General features: G+C 42.0%; 20 protein-coding genes. All 20 read left to right on the plus strand.

The window, feature by feature from the left end:
- Positions 1-137 precede the first annotated feature (137 nt).
- The 20 genes from PHP06_05935 (at position 138) to PHP06_06030 (ending at position 16,555) form a co-directional block, all read left to right on the plus strand.
- A complete protein-coding gene (locus PHP06_05935; GenBank protein MDD3840098.1) occupies positions 138-497 on the plus strand; it encodes a hypothetical protein in 360 nt (119 codons plus the stop codon).
- 3 nt (positions 498-500) lie between these two features.
- Positions 501-878 (plus strand): hypothetical protein, encoded by a 378-nt coding sequence (locus tag PHP06_05940; protein MDD3840099.1) that lies wholly within the window; start codon positions 501-503, stop codon positions 876-878.
- Between the two features lie 128 nt (positions 879-1,006).
- The gene (locus PHP06_05945; GenBank protein MDD3840100.1) at positions 1,007-1,549 is read left to right on the plus strand and encodes a hypothetical protein; all 543 of its coding nucleotides are present in this window, start codon (positions 1,007-1,009) and stop codon (positions 1,547-1,549) included.
- Positions 1,550-2,183: 634 nt separating this feature from the next.
- Positions 2,184-3,146, plus strand: a complete 963-nt coding sequence (locus PHP06_05950) for a tyrosine-type recombinase/integrase (protein ID MDD3840101.1) — start codon at positions 2,184-2,186, stop codon at positions 3,144-3,146.
- Positions 3,147-3,451: 305 nt separating this feature from the next.
- Positions 3,452-3,616 carry a hypothetical protein gene (locus PHP06_05955; protein MDD3840102.1) on the plus strand — a complete coding sequence of 55 codons (165 nt, stop codon included), beginning with the start codon at positions 3,452-3,454 and terminating at the stop codon, positions 3,614-3,616.
- A 234-nt stretch (positions 3,617-3,850) separates the two neighbouring features.
- Positions 3,851-4,267, plus strand: a complete 417-nt coding sequence (locus PHP06_05960) for a hypothetical protein (protein MDD3840103.1) — start codon at positions 3,851-3,853, stop codon at positions 4,265-4,267.
- Positions 4,264-5,724 (plus strand): hypothetical protein, encoded by a 1,461-nt coding sequence (locus tag PHP06_05965; GenBank protein MDD3840104.1) that lies wholly within the window; start codon positions 4,264-4,266, stop codon positions 5,722-5,724. Before PHP06_05960 ends, PHP06_05965 begins: the two co-directional genes overlap by 4 nt.
- Positions 5,725-5,727: 3 nt before the next feature.
- Complete coding sequence (locus PHP06_05970; GenBank protein ID MDD3840105.1) at positions 5,728-6,075, plus strand: hypothetical protein; 348 nt, start codon at positions 5,728-5,730, stop codon at positions 6,073-6,075.
- Positions 6,053-6,874: a hypothetical protein gene (locus tag PHP06_05975; GenBank protein ID MDD3840106.1), complete on the plus strand. Its 822-nt coding sequence runs from the start codon at positions 6,053-6,055 to the stop codon at positions 6,872-6,874. The genes PHP06_05970 and PHP06_05975 overlap by 23 nt, the downstream gene beginning before the upstream one ends.
- Before the next feature lie 4 nt (positions 6,875-6,878).
- On the plus strand, positions 6,879-7,805 hold the full coding sequence (locus PHP06_05980; GenBank protein ID MDD3840107.1) for a hypothetical protein: 927 nt from the start codon (positions 6,879-6,881) through the stop codon (positions 7,803-7,805).
- A gap of 7 nt (positions 7,806-7,812) precedes the next feature.
- On the plus strand, positions 7,813-8,871 hold the full coding sequence (locus PHP06_05985) for a hypothetical protein (protein MDD3840108.1): 1,059 nt from the start codon (positions 7,813-7,815) through the stop codon (positions 8,869-8,871).
- Positions 8,872-8,986: 115 nt separating this feature from the next.
- Positions 8,987-9,331, plus strand: coding sequence for a hypothetical protein (locus tag PHP06_05990; protein MDD3840109.1), 345 nt, complete (start codon positions 8,987-8,989; stop codon positions 9,329-9,331).
- A gap of 206 nt (positions 9,332-9,537) precedes the next feature.
- Complete coding sequence (locus PHP06_05995; GenBank protein MDD3840110.1) at positions 9,538-10,734, plus strand: hypothetical protein; 1,197 nt, start codon at positions 9,538-9,540, stop codon at positions 10,732-10,734.
- Between the two features lie 45 nt (positions 10,735-10,779).
- Positions 10,780-11,502 (plus strand): hypothetical protein, encoded by a 723-nt coding sequence (locus PHP06_06000; GenBank protein MDD3840111.1) that lies wholly within the window; start codon positions 10,780-10,782, stop codon positions 11,500-11,502.
- Positions 11,499-11,753, plus strand: coding sequence for a hypothetical protein (locus tag PHP06_06005; protein MDD3840112.1), 255 nt, complete (start codon positions 11,499-11,501; stop codon positions 11,751-11,753). Before PHP06_06000 ends, PHP06_06005 begins: the two co-directional genes overlap by 4 nt.
- Positions 11,750-12,085, plus strand: coding sequence for a hypothetical protein (locus PHP06_06010; GenBank protein ID MDD3840113.1), 336 nt, complete (start codon positions 11,750-11,752; stop codon positions 12,083-12,085). Before PHP06_06005 ends, PHP06_06010 begins: the two co-directional genes overlap by 4 nt.
- A 3-nt stretch (positions 12,086-12,088) precedes the next feature.
- Positions 12,089-13,858 carry a hypothetical protein gene (locus tag PHP06_06015; protein MDD3840114.1) on the plus strand — a complete coding sequence of 590 codons (1,770 nt, stop codon included), beginning with the start codon at positions 12,089-12,091 and terminating at the stop codon, positions 13,856-13,858.
- A gap of 12 nt (positions 13,859-13,870) precedes the next feature.
- On the plus strand, positions 13,871-15,055 hold the full coding sequence (locus PHP06_06020; GenBank protein MDD3840115.1) for a hypothetical protein: 1,185 nt from the start codon (positions 13,871-13,873) through the stop codon (positions 15,053-15,055).
- Between the two features lie 2 nt (positions 15,056-15,057).
- Positions 15,058-15,936: a hypothetical protein gene (locus PHP06_06025; GenBank protein ID MDD3840116.1), complete on the plus strand. Its 879-nt coding sequence runs from the start codon at positions 15,058-15,060 to the stop codon at positions 15,934-15,936.
- 166 nt (positions 15,937-16,102) lie between these two features.
- Entirely contained in the window at positions 16,103-16,555 is a 453-nt protein-coding gene (locus PHP06_06030) for a hypothetical protein (protein ID MDD3840117.1), read from the plus strand.
- Positions 16,556-16,706 lie beyond the last annotated feature (151 nt).

Consider the following 16,706-nt stretch of genomic DNA (forward strand, 5'->3'; position numbering starts at 1 on the left):
GACCCCTTGATTCTTTCTTTTTATTCTTGTTAATTTTATAATTACTTTTCGGGCATGTAATACTAATATTCGCTATGCCTAACACTATACCCATAAGTATATATATACCCAAGTACATATAGTATATTGAGGTAAATATGACAACAATAAAAATACAACTAACTATAAAAAACACAATACCCACCAAGGCAGAAATAGCCTTTCTGGGTAAAGAATTGTTCACCGAGCTATTACACCAAAAATTAATAGCTCAAGAGAGAGAATTTTTTGAGACCTGCGAGGATAAACCCTCGTGGGTCTTGAATGTTCCTGCCGCAATCGAGGCAGGATACATTATCCAAGACGAATATGGTACTATGATCAGTAAGTCCAAAAGGCAAATTGGCAAGTATGTAATTGCCAATGCAGATTGGAAAGAATCAGGGAAACAGAAGTACCTCGATTCAGTCGGCGAGCTTGAAGCATTTGTAGCTTCGGGCGCATTTCAGGAGTGGTAAAATATGGTAAAAGTAATAAATCTAACACCACACGAAATAATAATAAACGGCAAAATCTTCCCGCCAAGCGGGCAGATTGCCAGGGTTGAGGAAAAAATCGAGATTGTACGCACAATCTCAGTCGATGGGACAAAAATACCCATCATAAAAAAGACATTTGGAAACGTCCAAAATCTCCCAGACCCGATATGTGTCTGTGGTGCGCCCCCTGATCAAGAGGGGCATAAATACAACAATGATCACTTTTCCGATCCTGTAATATTTGTGGTCAGCCTGCTTGTAGCCCAGGCAGCCAATCGTTCCGATGTGCTCGCTATTGGCGAAACAATCCGCAACGAAAAGGGGCAGGTAACAGGCGCAAAGTCTCTGGCGGTGGTATAAATGGTACTGCCAGACAAGTGGGGTAATTACCCTACCCCAAACTACAATACAGGAAACTGCGCCACCTGCGGACACGATGTAAGCAAACATGCAAGCAATATGGGTACTTGCATGGCTGGAACGTGCTCATGCACAAGATTTGTGCAGATGCCCGAACCAAAGCCCAACCGTCTGCCAGTGGCAACACCACCCCCAGCCAAGAAAAAGCACCACAGCAGAAGAGATCATGCAACGCTTCGAGAAATGCTGGCTTGCTCTATATGCCAAGCAGACCAGGGGGAAGAAGAGTGATAAAAACCAACATATTTTTTGGCACATATCAAGTTATAATTGCGGATAATGGTATACTTCGTCTACTCTCAAAGGGAGAGGCTGAATATACAGATTTTCCCGATAGTAGAGGCACACACCCAAATAACTGGCATCAGCTTGTAACTAATACCCCTATGCATAGCTATGATGGCTGCCCTTACTGCTATGCACATCAGCACCCAGAGGAGATAAGGCAGGTCGCTTTATCTCTCCTCAAACAAAAATGTTTGAGATGCGGGTATGAGTTCTTACCACGCACGGAAAAGCTACCAAAAACATGCCCAAACAAAGCATGTAAAAGCCCGTATTGGAACACCCCTTACAAACAGGGGTCTGAAACGCCTATCGTAACGAAATGACTACGCTCGGACTTCGCTTCGCTCTGTCCGGGGTCTCATTTTTTGATTCTGTCCACAAGGCGCCAGAGATCTCGGCAGCCAGGCAGGACAGAAATAATAATTAGGTACACCTAATAGTTTCACTTAGGTATATACCTCCATTTCATATCCAGGCATGTTTCAAAATGTGTATTAAAATATCTTAATAAAATATAAATATGCATAGACTTACACAATGCCACCCGCTTCTGTCTCATGAAAATTCACCGCTATGAGGCGACATAGTCGGCATCTCCTGTTACATGATACACTATCAAATCAAGAAGCGTACCCACGTCCATGATACAGATTTACAAGTTGCAAAAACATGTATCATGAATCGGGAGACGCAAAAATGAACAGTCTAAACAAAAATCATGGTTTTATGATTTTTGATTTTTTCATTTCAAAACGGCGTGCAGAAAAAAAAATATGAAAATAGGGTAAAAAACAGGTCGCTGCATTCATGATACAGGGTTTTTTTACCTTGTATCATCTGTATCATAAAACAGCCTATGCTTATTTATATATATGTATGAGACAGCAACGGGAGCATTTTTATATATCTAAGCAAAGGAACGCAAAACATATTAACTAATTTAATACTGTGAAGGGTATGACCTATCTTGAAGGTTTCTGCCTGGACTGCGAAGCTCGCGGTTTGACCAGGCATACGATACAAACTTACAGATCAAACCTCAAAGACTTCCTGGAGATAGTCCCTGATCCCCTCTGGGCTACACAGGATGATCTCAGGAAGTACCTTCTCAAACTCAGAGCCAACAACCCGGCAGGAAGCACGCTCAAAGGGCACTTTTCAGCACTCAGTATGTTCTATGAGTACCTGATCTATGAAGGACAGGCATCATACAATCCCATCCTACCCATTAGAAAGCGCTATCTGAGCCAGATTAAGCCGGTTACAGGCGGGGAGAACGAACGTCAGCTGATATCCATCCAGAACATGATACATCTCATCCTGCGGGCTGAGAGTCCACTGGATATAGCTATTCTTATGGTACTCGCGAAGACTGGCATCCGCAGGGGAGAGCTTCTTGGCATGGTAATAGACAGTATTGATTTTCAAAATGGCATTATCCGGTTGCCTGCGAAAGCCAAACGATCCCAGAGGATCGCATTCATAGATACAGAGCTCTACATAATTCTCAAAAAATATATTCAATGGAGATCAAGCAGGGCGATATCTCCATGGCTCTGGATCAACAAAAATACGGGAAAGAAGATGGACCGGGATTATCCTGGTGAACTCATATCATCCCTTGCAATCCCACTTGGGCTGCATCAACCCCGCGGACCGCTATGCTACAGGCTTACACCACACTGCTTCAGGCACTTCTTCACAACTCATCTGTTCAGGGCAGGGATGGAACCACAATATATCATGTGGCTGCGTGGCGACAGTATGGGCAGGCAGTCATGGCAGATATACAATCACATAGATCCTGAATCTGTTAGGATTGAGTATCTGCGGCGAGTACCGAAACTGATTTCAAACAATTCTGTCCTTCCGGACTCAGAAGATCAGGCTTGCCGGCTGGACAGAATTGAATACAAATAGATATAAGACGACATAAACATATTTTTATCAGGTGAGTTTATTCAATCCATATCACTATTCATTATCTTGGCTGTGATACAAACAGCAGCGACCCCAGGGCAACCAAATATAATCAAATTTCCCGATCTGGATATAACAAATATAGGGCATACTGACTCTGGAAAATTCGTTTTTTATGTGCTGGCAGCATTTGGAATTATCAATATGATTGCTGGTGCATTATCAAAAACAACGTCAAAAAATTCAATAATCTGGGGTTTTGTATTTGTTATGATCTCAGCATATGTATTGGGGGTCTAGGTCTAATGTCGGTTAAAGACATAATCACAATATTCTTTATCTTGTTTGGAGCCGGGTTCATTATTGCTGCAATGATTACGGAAGGGAACACAGTCGGTAAATTCTCAAAATCATTCTGTTATGTATTTGGAGGTATGGTTCTGGCAATATCAGCATATATTTATTATTGATATTTAACAGAACCGTGATCTCACTTCGTAATAGCTTCTGCTGTTTTACCATAGGTAATATTTATCACCCGTCGGTTAACTTGTTTTTAATCCCCCGCCATCTTAACAGAACCTTATATGGAAAAGTATATCCCTTCAAAAAGTCACAATGTAACGTAATGTAAGGCAAGATGAATAGGTGACGTGTTCATCGAGGGTTCTGTCCCGCATCCAGCTCCTGCAGGATCTTCCGGCATGGACAGAATCACTTTTATCAGCGCCTTGCATTCTCATATCATGGCAACAGAGACTGAATTTAACGAGCCCATAAAATCCTGTCAGGTATCTTTAGCTTACGAAACATATGAAATCATCAAGGAATTAACAAAAAACCAGATTCCACAGGATATAGGAAAGACCGTTCAGGCAATATTATGGTATGCGCTTTTGGAATATCTGGAATTTGGTCTTGATGTAGATATCAAGATCAACGAAGGGGAAAAAATACGGCAGTACCAAATCCCCATGCCAGTAAGCATGTATAATCAACTTAAGAAAAAGACAAAAGGAGGTAACACACAAGAGACTCTGCAAATAGCGTTTTCAGAATATATTCAACTCAAATTAAAAGAATTACAAAAACTAAAAGATGAAGAGGTAGATATTAAATGAAGCCGAATAAATCAATACAAGAGATCATAGCAGCAAGAAAAGACTTTTCCGAGGCGTGGGATACATATAGGAAAAAACACAAAGCGTTTGCCGCATTCCAGGCAATCGTATTTATTATTTTATTAGTGGCAGCCCTGGCTTATTTTGTGGATGCAGTACAGGCAGATGTAATGATCATAAATCCAGAGCAGTCAGCTACGATCAAAACAGATTTTGAACTTGTAGCAGAAATAAACGAGACCGCAAAGTATGACAGCGTATGGGCGAGGTTTGATTACACCAGCCCCAATCAGATGCTGATCGGGGAGCAGACAGGCAATACAACTACCTGGGGGTTGCCGATCAAACTAAATTATCTTAAAAACATCGGCGTAGAGGGAAATACAATACTGACTGTATATTACAAGACCCTGGATGGGGATAGAAAAAGCAAAGTAATCAACCTTATAATAAATCATCCTGTCTCCCCAACAGGCACTGCAACTTTTACAATTTTGGATTATAATAATAACCCAGTTGGAGATGTAACAGTACAACCAACTGGCAACAAATCAGACAGTGCAGGAGTTCTAATCGTTCGAGATCAACCCATATCGAAAATAACATATTCATTTTCAAAGCCAGGTTGGAACACAACAACAAGCGCAATTACATTCACTGAAAACGCATTACAGCAGGTACAGACAATCACATTACGGAAAGATGGTGATTCCCTCAAAACCTTCGAACTATCAGGGTTCAATGAATTGGTAGAGCAGGGAACGCTATCCTATATCAAAGTAAAGGACGCCCAGACAAAAGAATATATCAGCGGAGCTAGGGTAACACTATTTGATGGGTCACAAATTAAATCAATTCCTGGAGATACGATAAGTGGAAGAATATCAGTAGGGTATAACGAAATAGGGGACTTTGATTTAGTGGTTGAAAAAAATGGATATCGTGAGTATAGAGAAACAGTGACGGTCATCGAAAGCAGGCGCGTGACCCCACTCCCCACACTCATGCCAACACCAGCCCCCACGCCTGTACCGACCCCTGAAAAAAAATATTACCCTGATGCAAATATGGTCCTCACACAGGATGAATATAGGGCATGGCAATCTGTCCAAGAAGAAAAAACAAGGCGAGAGAATTTAGATAGAACTAATGCAACCCGAATAATAACAGCAACTCCACCTCCACAAGATCCCCCATACTTAACATATGGTCTATTGGGAATAGTAGCCATGGCATTAGTCCTCACAACACTGAAAAACAAGAAGGGCAGAGATAAAGAAAAAGAGCCAGAGGATACAATCAGAGATAATGACCCAAGGCTAGTAAAAACCGCAGTCCCAGATGATTCAACCATGGTAAACTGTGATCAGTGTTCCTGGTCTGCAATAATACCAACAAAAGACATAGCCACTCTAGACGCAATCAAAAAAGAACATACAAAGACACATGAGGTATAAATTATGCCATTTGTCTCAATTTTCCCAGATATCTGGAAAAAATCATCTCTCAATGCCTTCAGGACTACAGAAATAGCAGAAGAATTCATGAGGGAATTTGCCCGGATATGCAGCGAGAAACACAACTTACGGGCGAATGGGGGAGATAAGATAAGCCTATCAACTTTTGTATCCTCTCCGGCAGAAATCATTACGGAAACAAAAAGCCAGGCAGAGAGACAACGAAAATTAGAGATATACATCAAGGAATTTTTACCACAACTCGAACATGCAAACGGTCAGACCGCAGACCCAGACCTAATCAAACTCATTATTAAAGAGGCAGCAGATGACAGTTTTAGACCTCGATAAAATAGCCCCTGATGGCAGTCAAAAATTGATGTTAGGTCTGACAATTTCAGCATGGGTAATATCATTCATATATTACAGTCCTGCGGAAACCCAAACCCTGCTTTACGCTGTGGGACTCTATAATATCTCTCCAAGTTATGACCAGCCTACGATCATCCCGTTACTGCTTTTCATCTGGATGATCATAGGGATTATAGACGCGACATACATACATCTGAAAGTAATCAGTGATGGGGCAATTGCAGATGGTATGGATAATTGTGAATCGTGTGTGGGTGGGAAACTCCATATATCGGGGGACTGGGGATGGATCAGGGTAGGAGGTACAAAAGCGTTCCCTATCGAAGGAGGTAGCGTATGGATCGGATTACTGACTCATATCCATAAGATCGGGACGCATATAGTTTTTGAGGGACAAATGGTGCCAAAAACAGTTATGGACTATATCCCTTTTGAACTAAAAAGACCACTCAGGCAGCGCAGAAATGGATTATTTGGAATCGAAACATGCAGCGTAGGGTATATTTCTGCCGGGGAACTTGAGACCCATAAGGAATTCAACACTGAAAAATATAAAGAATATTTCAGCGCAGAGGAATTAGGACGAATCCCAAAAAAAATGAATACAAGCGAATTTATTAGTGGGATATGTATAAAAAACAGGACTGTAGATATGGGTCTACAACTTATCGAAAATGAACATGCCAGCCTGTCTAAATCTCTGGAAACTATAAGCGATGTGGGCAAAGCAATACAGCCAGTCAAGGAGAAAGGCATACTGCAACATATTTTCGGGTGATATTATGAAAAAAGACAGATGGTTAATTCTGATCATTATAATTTTCGTCTCAAGCATCCTGCTTTTTGTCCTGAATGACCGGGAAAAAGAACCGGAAAAAACAAAGGATAATCAGTTGAAATGCTCAGAGGATTACGTTTTGATACCTGAGCGTAATATTTGTTATAACGAAAATCCCCTGGGACACACAGTTATGACTTTTCCCCAAGTTCTCGCCTCGATTTTGACCATCGGTCTTATCACAATGTATGAATTCAAGGACTGGCGCATCTATCTATCCTCAAAAATCCTTCCATATAAAAACAAATATGTGGATGAACTCCAGCTGATCCCAAAAAGTCCAGATATATACGAAAAACACGGGTTTTTATGGGTTCGAGGGGGGTATGATGCTCTTGTCAGCGGCAGGGATAATAATATATACGTATCCCGAAAAGAAAATACAGCGAGGATAGGGCACAATCTGATCCTGAAAGGATCAATCGAGAAGATTACAGTACAGCAACTGTACAAATATATCGGGTATGATTTTAATCTACTCAAAGAAATCCTTGAAAACCCAATACTCAAAGTCAATTCAAAAGGTAAATTGGAAAATCTGGATCAAATATTATCAATTTATCTAACTTTTCCGCTAGAATATCAAGAAAGCAGAGCATATAACTCCATTAAAGGCGGGTTTGAGTTCGGAGCAGATAGGTTCAATCTTATAGTGGAAGCGCTTTTCAAAATGAATAAAGGTTTGTCTGGATTTGGTAACAAACTGCAACAAGCCAATGAAAATATGCTGACAAATGCAAAATCTATGAGCGAAAGTACAGCCAATATATCAACAGCAGTCAGAAAAACTCAGGATTCTAATATAGATACAGGACATAGGCTACCTGTACAAAATCAACAAAATATCGAACCTGAAAGGCATAATATGTAAGGGATAAATGATCACTAAAAACCCCTCACATCTGCATTGGCTGGATCAGAATTTTACAACAGTCAATGATTATTTATATTCTTGGGTAGATGAGTTCAGTAGAGGGGGGTTATGGACTGATCCAATTGAGTTAGCCACCCCAGGAACAGTCAGATATGATTTTATTTGGAATCCGGGATTGGGTAAACAGGTAATCAAAGACTGGAAGGACAATACTAAATCCGTTGAAATCCACCAACAGAAGCTGTTAAGGACAATCAAGAAAGAAGAAACATACGTGATCCTGCTTACCGGCATGGGTGGGTCTGGTAAAGGATCAAGCGCATGGTGGCTGCTCGATCAATTACGGGAAGATTTCAATATCAAAGTGGTACTCCCGGTAAAATCAGATGCAGACGCACTTCCAGAATGGGCAGAGCCAATTACTAACATAATGGATATGGCAGCAGGAGATATAGTATTATACGATGAGGCGGGGGTCAGATCAAGTTCACGGCGCAGCATGAGCAAAGAAAACGAAAACAGCACTGCATGGCTGCCGGTGGGGAGGCACTCAGGTGCGAAAGTCGTATACGTCACTCAGTTCAGTGCGATCGCTGACAAAAACATCAGCAGATTCACGAATGTTCATATCAGTAAAGGTTTCTCTACCTCTGCATTCGGTCAGGATGATATGGAAAGAGCCACTATAGCCAAGAATCCGATCTATGCATACTTCCAGATCGACCCTGAGGATCGCGACTACGCGAGAGTACCCAGCACAAACAAGGACTGGGGGATAGTCATGACTGGAGGGGGGTCCAACCTCACGTATCTACCCATGCCCGGATTCTATACTGAGAAACTCAGCAAGCCGTTCAGCAAGTATATAGATAAGGCTGGAGGCAGCCAGGCAGACGCAGATAAGTTAGCGATGGCAGACGCCAACCAGATGCTTGCAGACGGGCAGTCAGCAGCAACGATCTGGCAGGAGACATATATCAGGGGATTCAGGAAATCAAAGGAATTCTGGCGCATATTCACAGGCGAAGATAAATCCAGACGTGGGGATGATTATTTTGATTAAGAGTTTCTTACTTGGTTTCTGGTTGATATCTGAGATATCCACAGGGAAAACTATATATCTTAAATATAAGATAACGTAACATTATATGACCAAGACTGAATGGGATGGTAAACCTATGTACAGGGTCTTGCAGGCGATCATGACTCTCAGAAATGATCATCATCTTGCGATCTCTATAAGGATTACGCCACAATGTGACGGCAGGACGCAAAATAATATCACTCATATTCTAACTTACTTATGGGATAAAGGATATGTGCAGCGTAAAAATATAAGAGTCCGGAAAAACCCCAGGAATCCAATCAAACATAGGGATACCAGGGGCTGCATATACCATTACCTGCTAACAAAAAAAGGAAAGATCAAGTTAGATGCACTCATAAATCTGTTTGGAAAGCTAGATAATCAAATGCAATTACCTCCAAGTTGTTTTAATCTCCCATCTGATAGTATCCCTTAAAGTAGAATATATATCGGGACCAAACAGAGCGAAGAACCATAATAAGCCTCAGCCGTTTGGGGTGGGGTCGTTCAAATATTTTTACTATGTTATACCCTTAACCGATTGCGTTATAGAGTATATTTTATATATCTTGTTATACATAATGTTATATATTATTAATTATAAAGGCTTGCTGGTAAAACCCCTATTTATTGGAGGAAAACATGAAAATAAGTTTAAACACAATTTTACAGGTGATTGGGCTGATCCTGATTATACTCGGATTCAGCACAGCAGCAGGAATAGCACCCCTCGTCATAGGGCTGATTTTGCTCATCGGCGGTCTTGACGTCTTTGGCATACTCAGAATTGGCAAGGTTGAAGAAAAAGGAACACGGATCCTGAATGGGTTAATTTGGGGATTGGCTCTTATCCTGGCGGTCAACGCATCAGGTATTTTGGGTCTTCCAGTACAGGAACTCAAAGTGCCGACCAATCAACAGGATCAGCAGGCAGCACTACAAGGTACAAGCGCAACACTGAAATTGAATGTCAAAAACGCAGTCGGAGGCACATATGCCTCAACAGGCACGATCTATGCACTACACAATGAAGTATCTGATAGAAACGACTTCATGAAATTGATACAGGAAGGCAAGATAGGAGAGATCGCACCATATACTATGAGTTTGACAACCGGTGTATATTCGCTTGCAGGATATACAGGCAAGGTCGGCGACATAGTGACTTTTGCCGGCTACCAGGACAATACACCCGGGGCGGCAGAGAACGTCAGCTTTGTCATGACAGCAAAGCTCACAGGACTTGAAAACTCTGATAGTGGAAATGCATGGACTATCAGCAACCCCGTAAAGGTATGGTACAATTATCCAACATTGCTCTACTATAACTACGCAGACACAGCAGTTACATCATATCTTGAGTCAGAAGCCAGCAGTGTGGAGAAATCTGTTACGTTCGATATGTTCCCCACCAATAACGGTGAGCAGTGGACAGATTCAGTTCTATGGCTGGAAGCCCCGCAATCCAACATCGGAGCTATCAAAACAATAACAATCACCCCGGAAACAGGAACCGCAGTAACTTATTCTGGCATACCGCAGGAAGTCGTAAGTTCTGAAAACCTGTTCCGGGCAGTACCCGCACTCACCACATCAACCGATAAGATGTATAAAGTCGGTGCGTTCCCCGCAGAAGGATTGTTGAGAACCTCAACCACAGCAAAAGGAAGAATGTCTGTAAAAGTCACATATGACCACCCGGCAAGCGGCTCAGTCTTATTCTATTTTAAGACGACCCAGAACAGCAACGCTCTCACGAGCGCAGGCGGTCATTACGATTCACCAGCAACAAACTTCATGCTGAATATGAGTGTAGTCGGAACAGATGCGTGGACTTAACTAAGTCCCCATCTTTTTTATTTTTTTACATTTATATAGGTCAATATGGCTGCCTTTGCTGAAAAAAGAGAAGTTCAATTTATTGCAGTATATGTAATTGCAATGCTTTTTCTAGGTATTTCTAAAGAAACAACGACTTTCATTTTTCCAGGAACAGGCGATAAGATATATGATGTGATTAATTTTTATTTTGTCGGTGCTGTGGCTCTGATGGTAGCTATATCTTGGCTGGCACAAAATAACTCAATACCATATGTCCCGAAAGTCCCACCACTATGGGCAATCGGAGTCAACTTTATAATCTTTTTCCCGTTATTTTATATCTTCCTTCATTTCATTTTCACAGGCACACTCAACCTGACAATCCCGACCCTCACAAACATTGTCATTGAGTCTGCTATCAGTTTCAATGAAAATTTCATAGCGTTTATCCTGCTACCTACCCTGCTCCCATGGGGAAAAGGGACAGGTAGCATAATCAAAGGGAATATATTCACGATCAAAGGCTACACCTTGAAATATGACGTACCCAATCTTAACAGGATGCGTTATGGGCTGCCATCAATATTCATAATAAGCATCCTGCATGTAGGATCATATTCCCAGAATGTCAGCAGTTTCAATGAATTTTATGTAGTCTTGGCCATCGCATTTATTCTCTTTTTCATAATGTACGGAATAAAAGAAACATTCGGGTTCGGAGCAGCAGAGGGCGGTCACCTGTCATGGAATCTCACATTACTCGGACTTAGAGGGGCGGTAATATGATACCATTACCACTAGGAATAAAATTTGTAATTTCAATAATCTGGGATGCCCTTGACTTAACAGTTGGACGCATTCCAGGATTCGGAACAGTTTTTGACTTTGCAGGAGTGCTACTGGCTCTTTTCCTATGGGGCGTTCCAGGACTGGCAGCATTATGGGAGATATTCGACCCCACAGATCAGATAGATGCTATGGTCCCAACACTTACAGCAATAGGGCTGATAGTATGTGCAGCAGGACAGCACACATGAAAAACCACAACACAACATCCTATTGTTGTTTAAGTCTCTTACTGGTATTGGTCATTTTCATCCCGCCTGTATATGCAGCAACCACAAAGTCAGTGGATGGTGGGGGAGCTTCAGGCGATACAGTATATTGGATTATACTTACAGTGGCGCTAACCATAATCTTTGCCATGAGAGGTGTGTTAGCTTCGCTGCTCCATAATCCAATATTCATAATCGGTCTAACTATAATCGTTATCCTTTCATATATGTTCTGGAAAGCAATAGAGATCACATACGGGGTAGGCAGCGCGGTTGATACCCAGATAGAAAACATAGCCAATTTGATGAGGTAAATTATGATGAGAAATATACAAATATTCATGATTGCCATGCTGCTTTTTGCAGTACCGGCAAGTGCGTCCGTAGATGATGTGAACGGATGGATAGGGAACACCATCAAAACTATCTCCCAGGCAGCGCAAAAACTGAGCCTGCCATCGTACGGAAGCATAACAATCAAATGCAATTCAGGGGCTGTCTGTGCCCAGGAAGGTGAGAACTGGATAATAGCTATGTCTGCTATGAGTAATGCCCAGACGTTTGATCTTGAATTGCAACCAGGTATTAAATCTGTCTCAGGAACTACGGAATTCACAACAGGAGCAAGCGTCAGAATCCAGGTGACGGAAAAAGCACCCATACAGACAGTTCCGGTAACACTCAATAGTGATAATAAGTATATTCTAAGAACCGGATTCATGGCATCAATGGTAAGCTATCCTGTCAAGGCATACGAAAGGTCTGGGATCAGCAGCACCATCACCACAAACTATGAAATAGTCCTGAATACCGCAGATACAACCACAGCCCCGATAACAAAAAGCTATGACTATAGACAGCCGCAGGCAATATATCTAAAAGATAATCTGGGCAACATAGCAACAATCACACCATCCCACCAAGTATCAGGCGGGATAACAACAGATGTGAGCGGTGTATTTTTCGTAGATAACGGGTATGGCAGCATAGAAGCATTCGATAAAGTCAATTTCAAAAATTATCTTGATAAAGTCAACACCGAGGTACAGTTTGTCAGTCCGTGGGATACTGGAAAACTACCTATGGACTGGGCGCAATTCCTGGCAAGGATGAAAGCCCTGGGGCTTCTACAATACACAGACCTGTCATTATCCCTCAGTGGCACTAATAACATCATTATTTCGTATCCTGTAGGCTCCGTAGGCACACAATTACAGGCAGTCATACCAAAAGCCATGGCAAAGACAATCACAGTGATCCAGAACTGGGGTGATCCTCTAATTGATTCAGCTACCCTTTCCCCACAGAGTATCACGAAAGGTCAGGGCTTTGCCACGTTGACAGTCATGGTCACGAACAGGGGAAGTACTGACACTATCAACGTAGCAGCGATCGTAAACGGAGCGACAGTCACGGCAGTAACAAACAGCCTGCGATTATCTCAGGGACAGCAGGGTACTTTCATATTTTCCCTGAATCCTACTGTCAGTGTAGATTCGAGCACGGTAGTAACTATAATCGCTACAGCAGGAGGATCTGGATACCAGGCAAAAAAAGACGTGATTCTAACGATCAAAGTCCCGTCAGCAACAAACCCACCCACCACACAAAAAATTATTGTAAAAACACTCAGCCCGGACGGTGAGGTAATAAGCAACGCACCCATATTTAAAAACGGGGTGCAGATGGGAATAGGGCAATATGAAGATACCATTCCTCTCGGTAGATATGTCTTTACCACGAACAATATATCGAATCCCAAATTGTTTGCACCAACACAAAGGGACATAACGCTTACCGGGGGAGAGCCGCAGACTGTAAACCTGTTTTTCTCATACCTCCCGCAACAGGATCCAATTGACATGACCTGGATATTCTGGGGCGCATTGGCTCTAGTGGTTGGATTTATTATGTTCAAACAGGGAATATTTGCCAGTCTGGCTAAAAACCCCTTACAACTTATAGTTATCATCATCCTGTTATTTGTTCTCTACATGATGTATCTGGTATATCTGATGCTTACAGGCGTAGCAGATACAATTACCGGGATCGCCGCGAACCCGATCCTTCCCTGGAATTGGTTTTAGGAGTTGATATATATGAAAACAATATCCGTAACAACAATAATAATGCTCTTGATAATTATATCAGCAGCAGCAACGCCTGTATATGCAGCAGGTAGCATAGTGAAAAAAGAACTAATCAAGAGCTCCTCACCCCTGGCAGCATTCGGAATTGGGGAAGCGTTGTATAAGATCACATATTCAGACTCAACCACAGAATATGTGCTGCAATCAAACAATCCCCTGACCATAACCTCAATGCCGATAGGGGAAACTATATACATCAATGCAAATTCAGCGTCAGTCCCGGTCACTATCCGGGCAGATATTTCACCGTGGATGGGAGGCAGCAGCACCCTGGAATATAAATATGAATGGTATAAAGGGTCATGCACAAGCGGTCAGATCATTGACACAAAAACAACAACTTTGACTTACAGAGATACACTCCAACTCATATTTAATGCCGATCCGTCATTCACTACAATAGGTCAGTATCCATATTGCCTTCAGGAACGGGCACTGTTGATAATGACTGATTACTCAGGTCAGCAAAGCTCTCCAACGTGGGTCAGGGGCAGCAGTATGTCTTATACTGTGAATGTGATCTCATCAACCGCATATCAACCCACACCAACCCCAACCCCGATAATTACGCCAGGAACAACACCAGGAACACCTTCAAGACCAAAACCTATAATAATACCCCCGGCGATATCCAGTTTCATTACGAATCTCATGCAGGGGATCAGGGGATTATTCGGGCTTTCAATTATGGGCGGCAGTGCAGTTGAAATACCCATATCTAAACCATACACGACAGTAATCAACCTCCCATTCACAGCCCCGGATAGTGATTATACAGATGGCACATATCAAGCCATGTTTGCTGAATGGCTCGTATCAGACAGCGCACAAAACATAAAATATGAATCGGGCTGGCAGCAGCTTACCATGTCGCCGTACGGTACATCAGCACAATTTACGCCATTATCTGAGGGAAAATATTACCTTATTGCCGTGGTTGTCAGGCAGGATTATACGTGGGACAATACCCTACAAAAATGGAAAGCAGTTGAAACGATTGAAGCAAAAGAGGTACAGCAACTTAATTCTAAAAAGGATGCACCTCCGCCACCATCAACTGGCACTCCGGTAACATCATCAAAGAATATCCTTGCAAGTTTCTGGAGTTTGATCATGGAACTATTTGGCTGGTAATAATGAAAAACCATATATCCCGATATTGTTTTGCTCTCTTGCTGGTATTGGTCATAGCTTTCATCCCGACTGTATATGCACGAACTGAAACCGGAACAAAAATAGACCGATATCAGTACGGAGAAGTTCTGGGAAAAGCAGGATATGGAAACATCTTATATAACACGACATATGATGACGGGGTGTATATCCTACAGAATGTCAACCAGAAGCAGATACCGTTTCTGAATCTATATGGTGATGGCTCCCCGGCGGACATCAAAATCGCTACCAGCACACGGACTTATAGCTCAAAATACAATTACGTTATTATGAATTGTGTAAGTGAAGTCTATTACCAGCATGGAGCGATTACGAGAAGTTCTTATGGCTGCGGTGATGAGATGATTCGGGATTATGAATTCAGCGAGGATCGATATAACATTTTCAAAAACAATCTTGTACAGAGGGTACTTAACACGAATTTCCAGCCGGCAGTAGATAGGGTTTTCGTGAACGGTATAATTGTAGTGCAGCCAGCAGCACCCACACCAACACCGACCCCGATAATTACGCCAAGAACAACACCAGCGAAAGGCGCAACAGTGAATTTCATAATATCTCCTCTGCCTGTAACCATGACCGTGAGCAGCATAGGGACAATAAATATACTCGGCTCGCCACATGGATTCACTCTGATCACAGGCACCTATACATACACGATTGAAAAGCCAGGATACCAATCCATATCAGGCAGTTTTATATCTGCTGTGGGGGTCCCGGATACAAAAATAATAGTATTGCAGCCGATCATGAAGCCACGACCGGATATTATCTCTCCATCCCTGGCAAACTTTCTTACCCCTTTAATGGATTGGCTTAAAAGTATTGGGGTATTATGAGATCATTATCTATTTTCAACGTAGGTACGCTTAACCCCCCATTCAAATATTTCCGAGAAGTGATAGAAATACATATCAGGGCAGTGAAAGCGCAGCTAAAAACATACAGCGAAGCACATAAATTAATATTATTTAAAAAACAAATAATAACCAAGGAGAACACTTTATGAATTATAAAAAAACTCTATCCATAGCACTGATTATAGTGCTTTATGCCAATGTAGCAAGCGCAGCCTTTTTTATTCCATGGCTGCAACCAAACAATCAACAGCCGACTAAAGATGAAAAATTCAATAACCTGTATAAACAGGTAATATTACCGCTTAACACAGCGCAAAATATTAACCTGGTCAGCCCATATATGAAAGAAGCAAGATACAACACGATAAAAATCCATGTGGCTGATTATAACAAGGATTTGTATGTGATCTCGGGGCAGGGAACTACTCTGATCCAGCCTGCCCAGATAGACAAAACCTATAGTCTGTCAGCACAGCAGATCAGCTGGGGAGCATCTATATTGAAAGATGGAAAAATAGATAGGATTGAGAAATGGCAGCTATATATGATGCTAAGATTGGTTGTAGATCAACAAAATGACCTCAAACAAAATAGCTGAAATCCTCTTTATTTTAATCCTGATAGAGTTTTCAGGGGGATGTATCGGAGTGGCAGCACCAACACAGACACAGTCAACATCAACAACTATAATTCAACACATACCCACCCTCACCTCTCAACCAGTATATACCCAAGTATCTACCCCAGAG

Source organism: Clostridia bacterium, from assembly GCA_028698525.1.
In the GTDB taxonomy this organism is placed as follows: Bacteria; Bacillota; Clostridia; order JAQVDB01; family JAQVDB01; genus JAQVDB01.

Coding starts and splice junctions, on each gene's coding strand:
- PHP06_05935 (MDD3840098.1), top strand. CDS start 138: ATGACAACAATAAAAATACAACTAACTATAAAAAACACAATACCCACC.
- PHP06_05940 (MDD3840099.1), top strand. CDS start 501: ATGGTAAAAGTAATAAATCTAACACCACACGAAATAATAATAAACGGC.
- PHP06_05945 (MDD3840100.1), top strand. CDS start 1,007: ATGCACAAGATTTGTGCAGATGCCCGAACCAAAGCCCAACCGTCTGCC.
- PHP06_05950 (MDD3840101.1), top strand. CDS start 2,184: ATGACCTATCTTGAAGGTTTCTGCCTGGACTGCGAAGCTCGCGGTTTG.
- PHP06_05955 (MDD3840102.1), top strand. CDS start 3,452: ATGTCGGTTAAAGACATAATCACAATATTCTTTATCTTGTTTGGAGCC.
- PHP06_05960 (MDD3840103.1), top strand. CDS start 3,851: ATGGACAGAATCACTTTTATCAGCGCCTTGCATTCTCATATCATGGCA.
- PHP06_05965 (MDD3840104.1), top strand. CDS start 4,264: ATGAAGCCGAATAAATCAATACAAGAGATCATAGCAGCAAGAAAAGAC.
- PHP06_05970 (MDD3840105.1), top strand. CDS start 5,728: ATGCCATTTGTCTCAATTTTCCCAGATATCTGGAAAAAATCATCTCTC.
- PHP06_05975 (MDD3840106.1), top strand. CDS start 6,053: ATGACAGTTTTAGACCTCGATAAAATAGCCCCTGATGGCAGTCAAAAA.
- PHP06_05980 (MDD3840107.1), top strand. CDS start 6,879: ATGAAAAAAGACAGATGGTTAATTCTGATCATTATAATTTTCGTCTCA.
- PHP06_05985 (MDD3840108.1), top strand. CDS start 7,813: ATGATCACTAAAAACCCCTCACATCTGCATTGGCTGGATCAGAATTTT.
- PHP06_05990 (MDD3840109.1), top strand. CDS start 8,987: ATGTACAGGGTCTTGCAGGCGATCATGACTCTCAGAAATGATCATCAT.
- PHP06_05995 (MDD3840110.1), top strand. CDS start 9,538: ATGAAAATAAGTTTAAACACAATTTTACAGGTGATTGGGCTGATCCTG.
- PHP06_06000 (MDD3840111.1), top strand. CDS start 10,780: ATGGCTGCCTTTGCTGAAAAAAGAGAAGTTCAATTTATTGCAGTATAT.
- PHP06_06005 (MDD3840112.1), top strand. CDS start 11,499: ATGATACCATTACCACTAGGAATAAAATTTGTAATTTCAATAATCTGG.
- PHP06_06010 (MDD3840113.1), top strand. CDS start 11,750: ATGAAAAACCACAACACAACATCCTATTGTTGTTTAAGTCTCTTACTG.
- PHP06_06015 (MDD3840114.1), top strand. CDS start 12,089: ATGATGAGAAATATACAAATATTCATGATTGCCATGCTGCTTTTTGCA.
- PHP06_06020 (MDD3840115.1), top strand. CDS start 13,871: ATGAAAACAATATCCGTAACAACAATAATAATGCTCTTGATAATTATA.
- PHP06_06025 (MDD3840116.1), top strand. CDS start 15,058: ATGAAAAACCATATATCCCGATATTGTTTTGCTCTCTTGCTGGTATTG.
- PHP06_06030 (MDD3840117.1), top strand. CDS start 16,103: ATGAATTATAAAAAAACTCTATCCATAGCACTGATTATAGTGCTTTAT.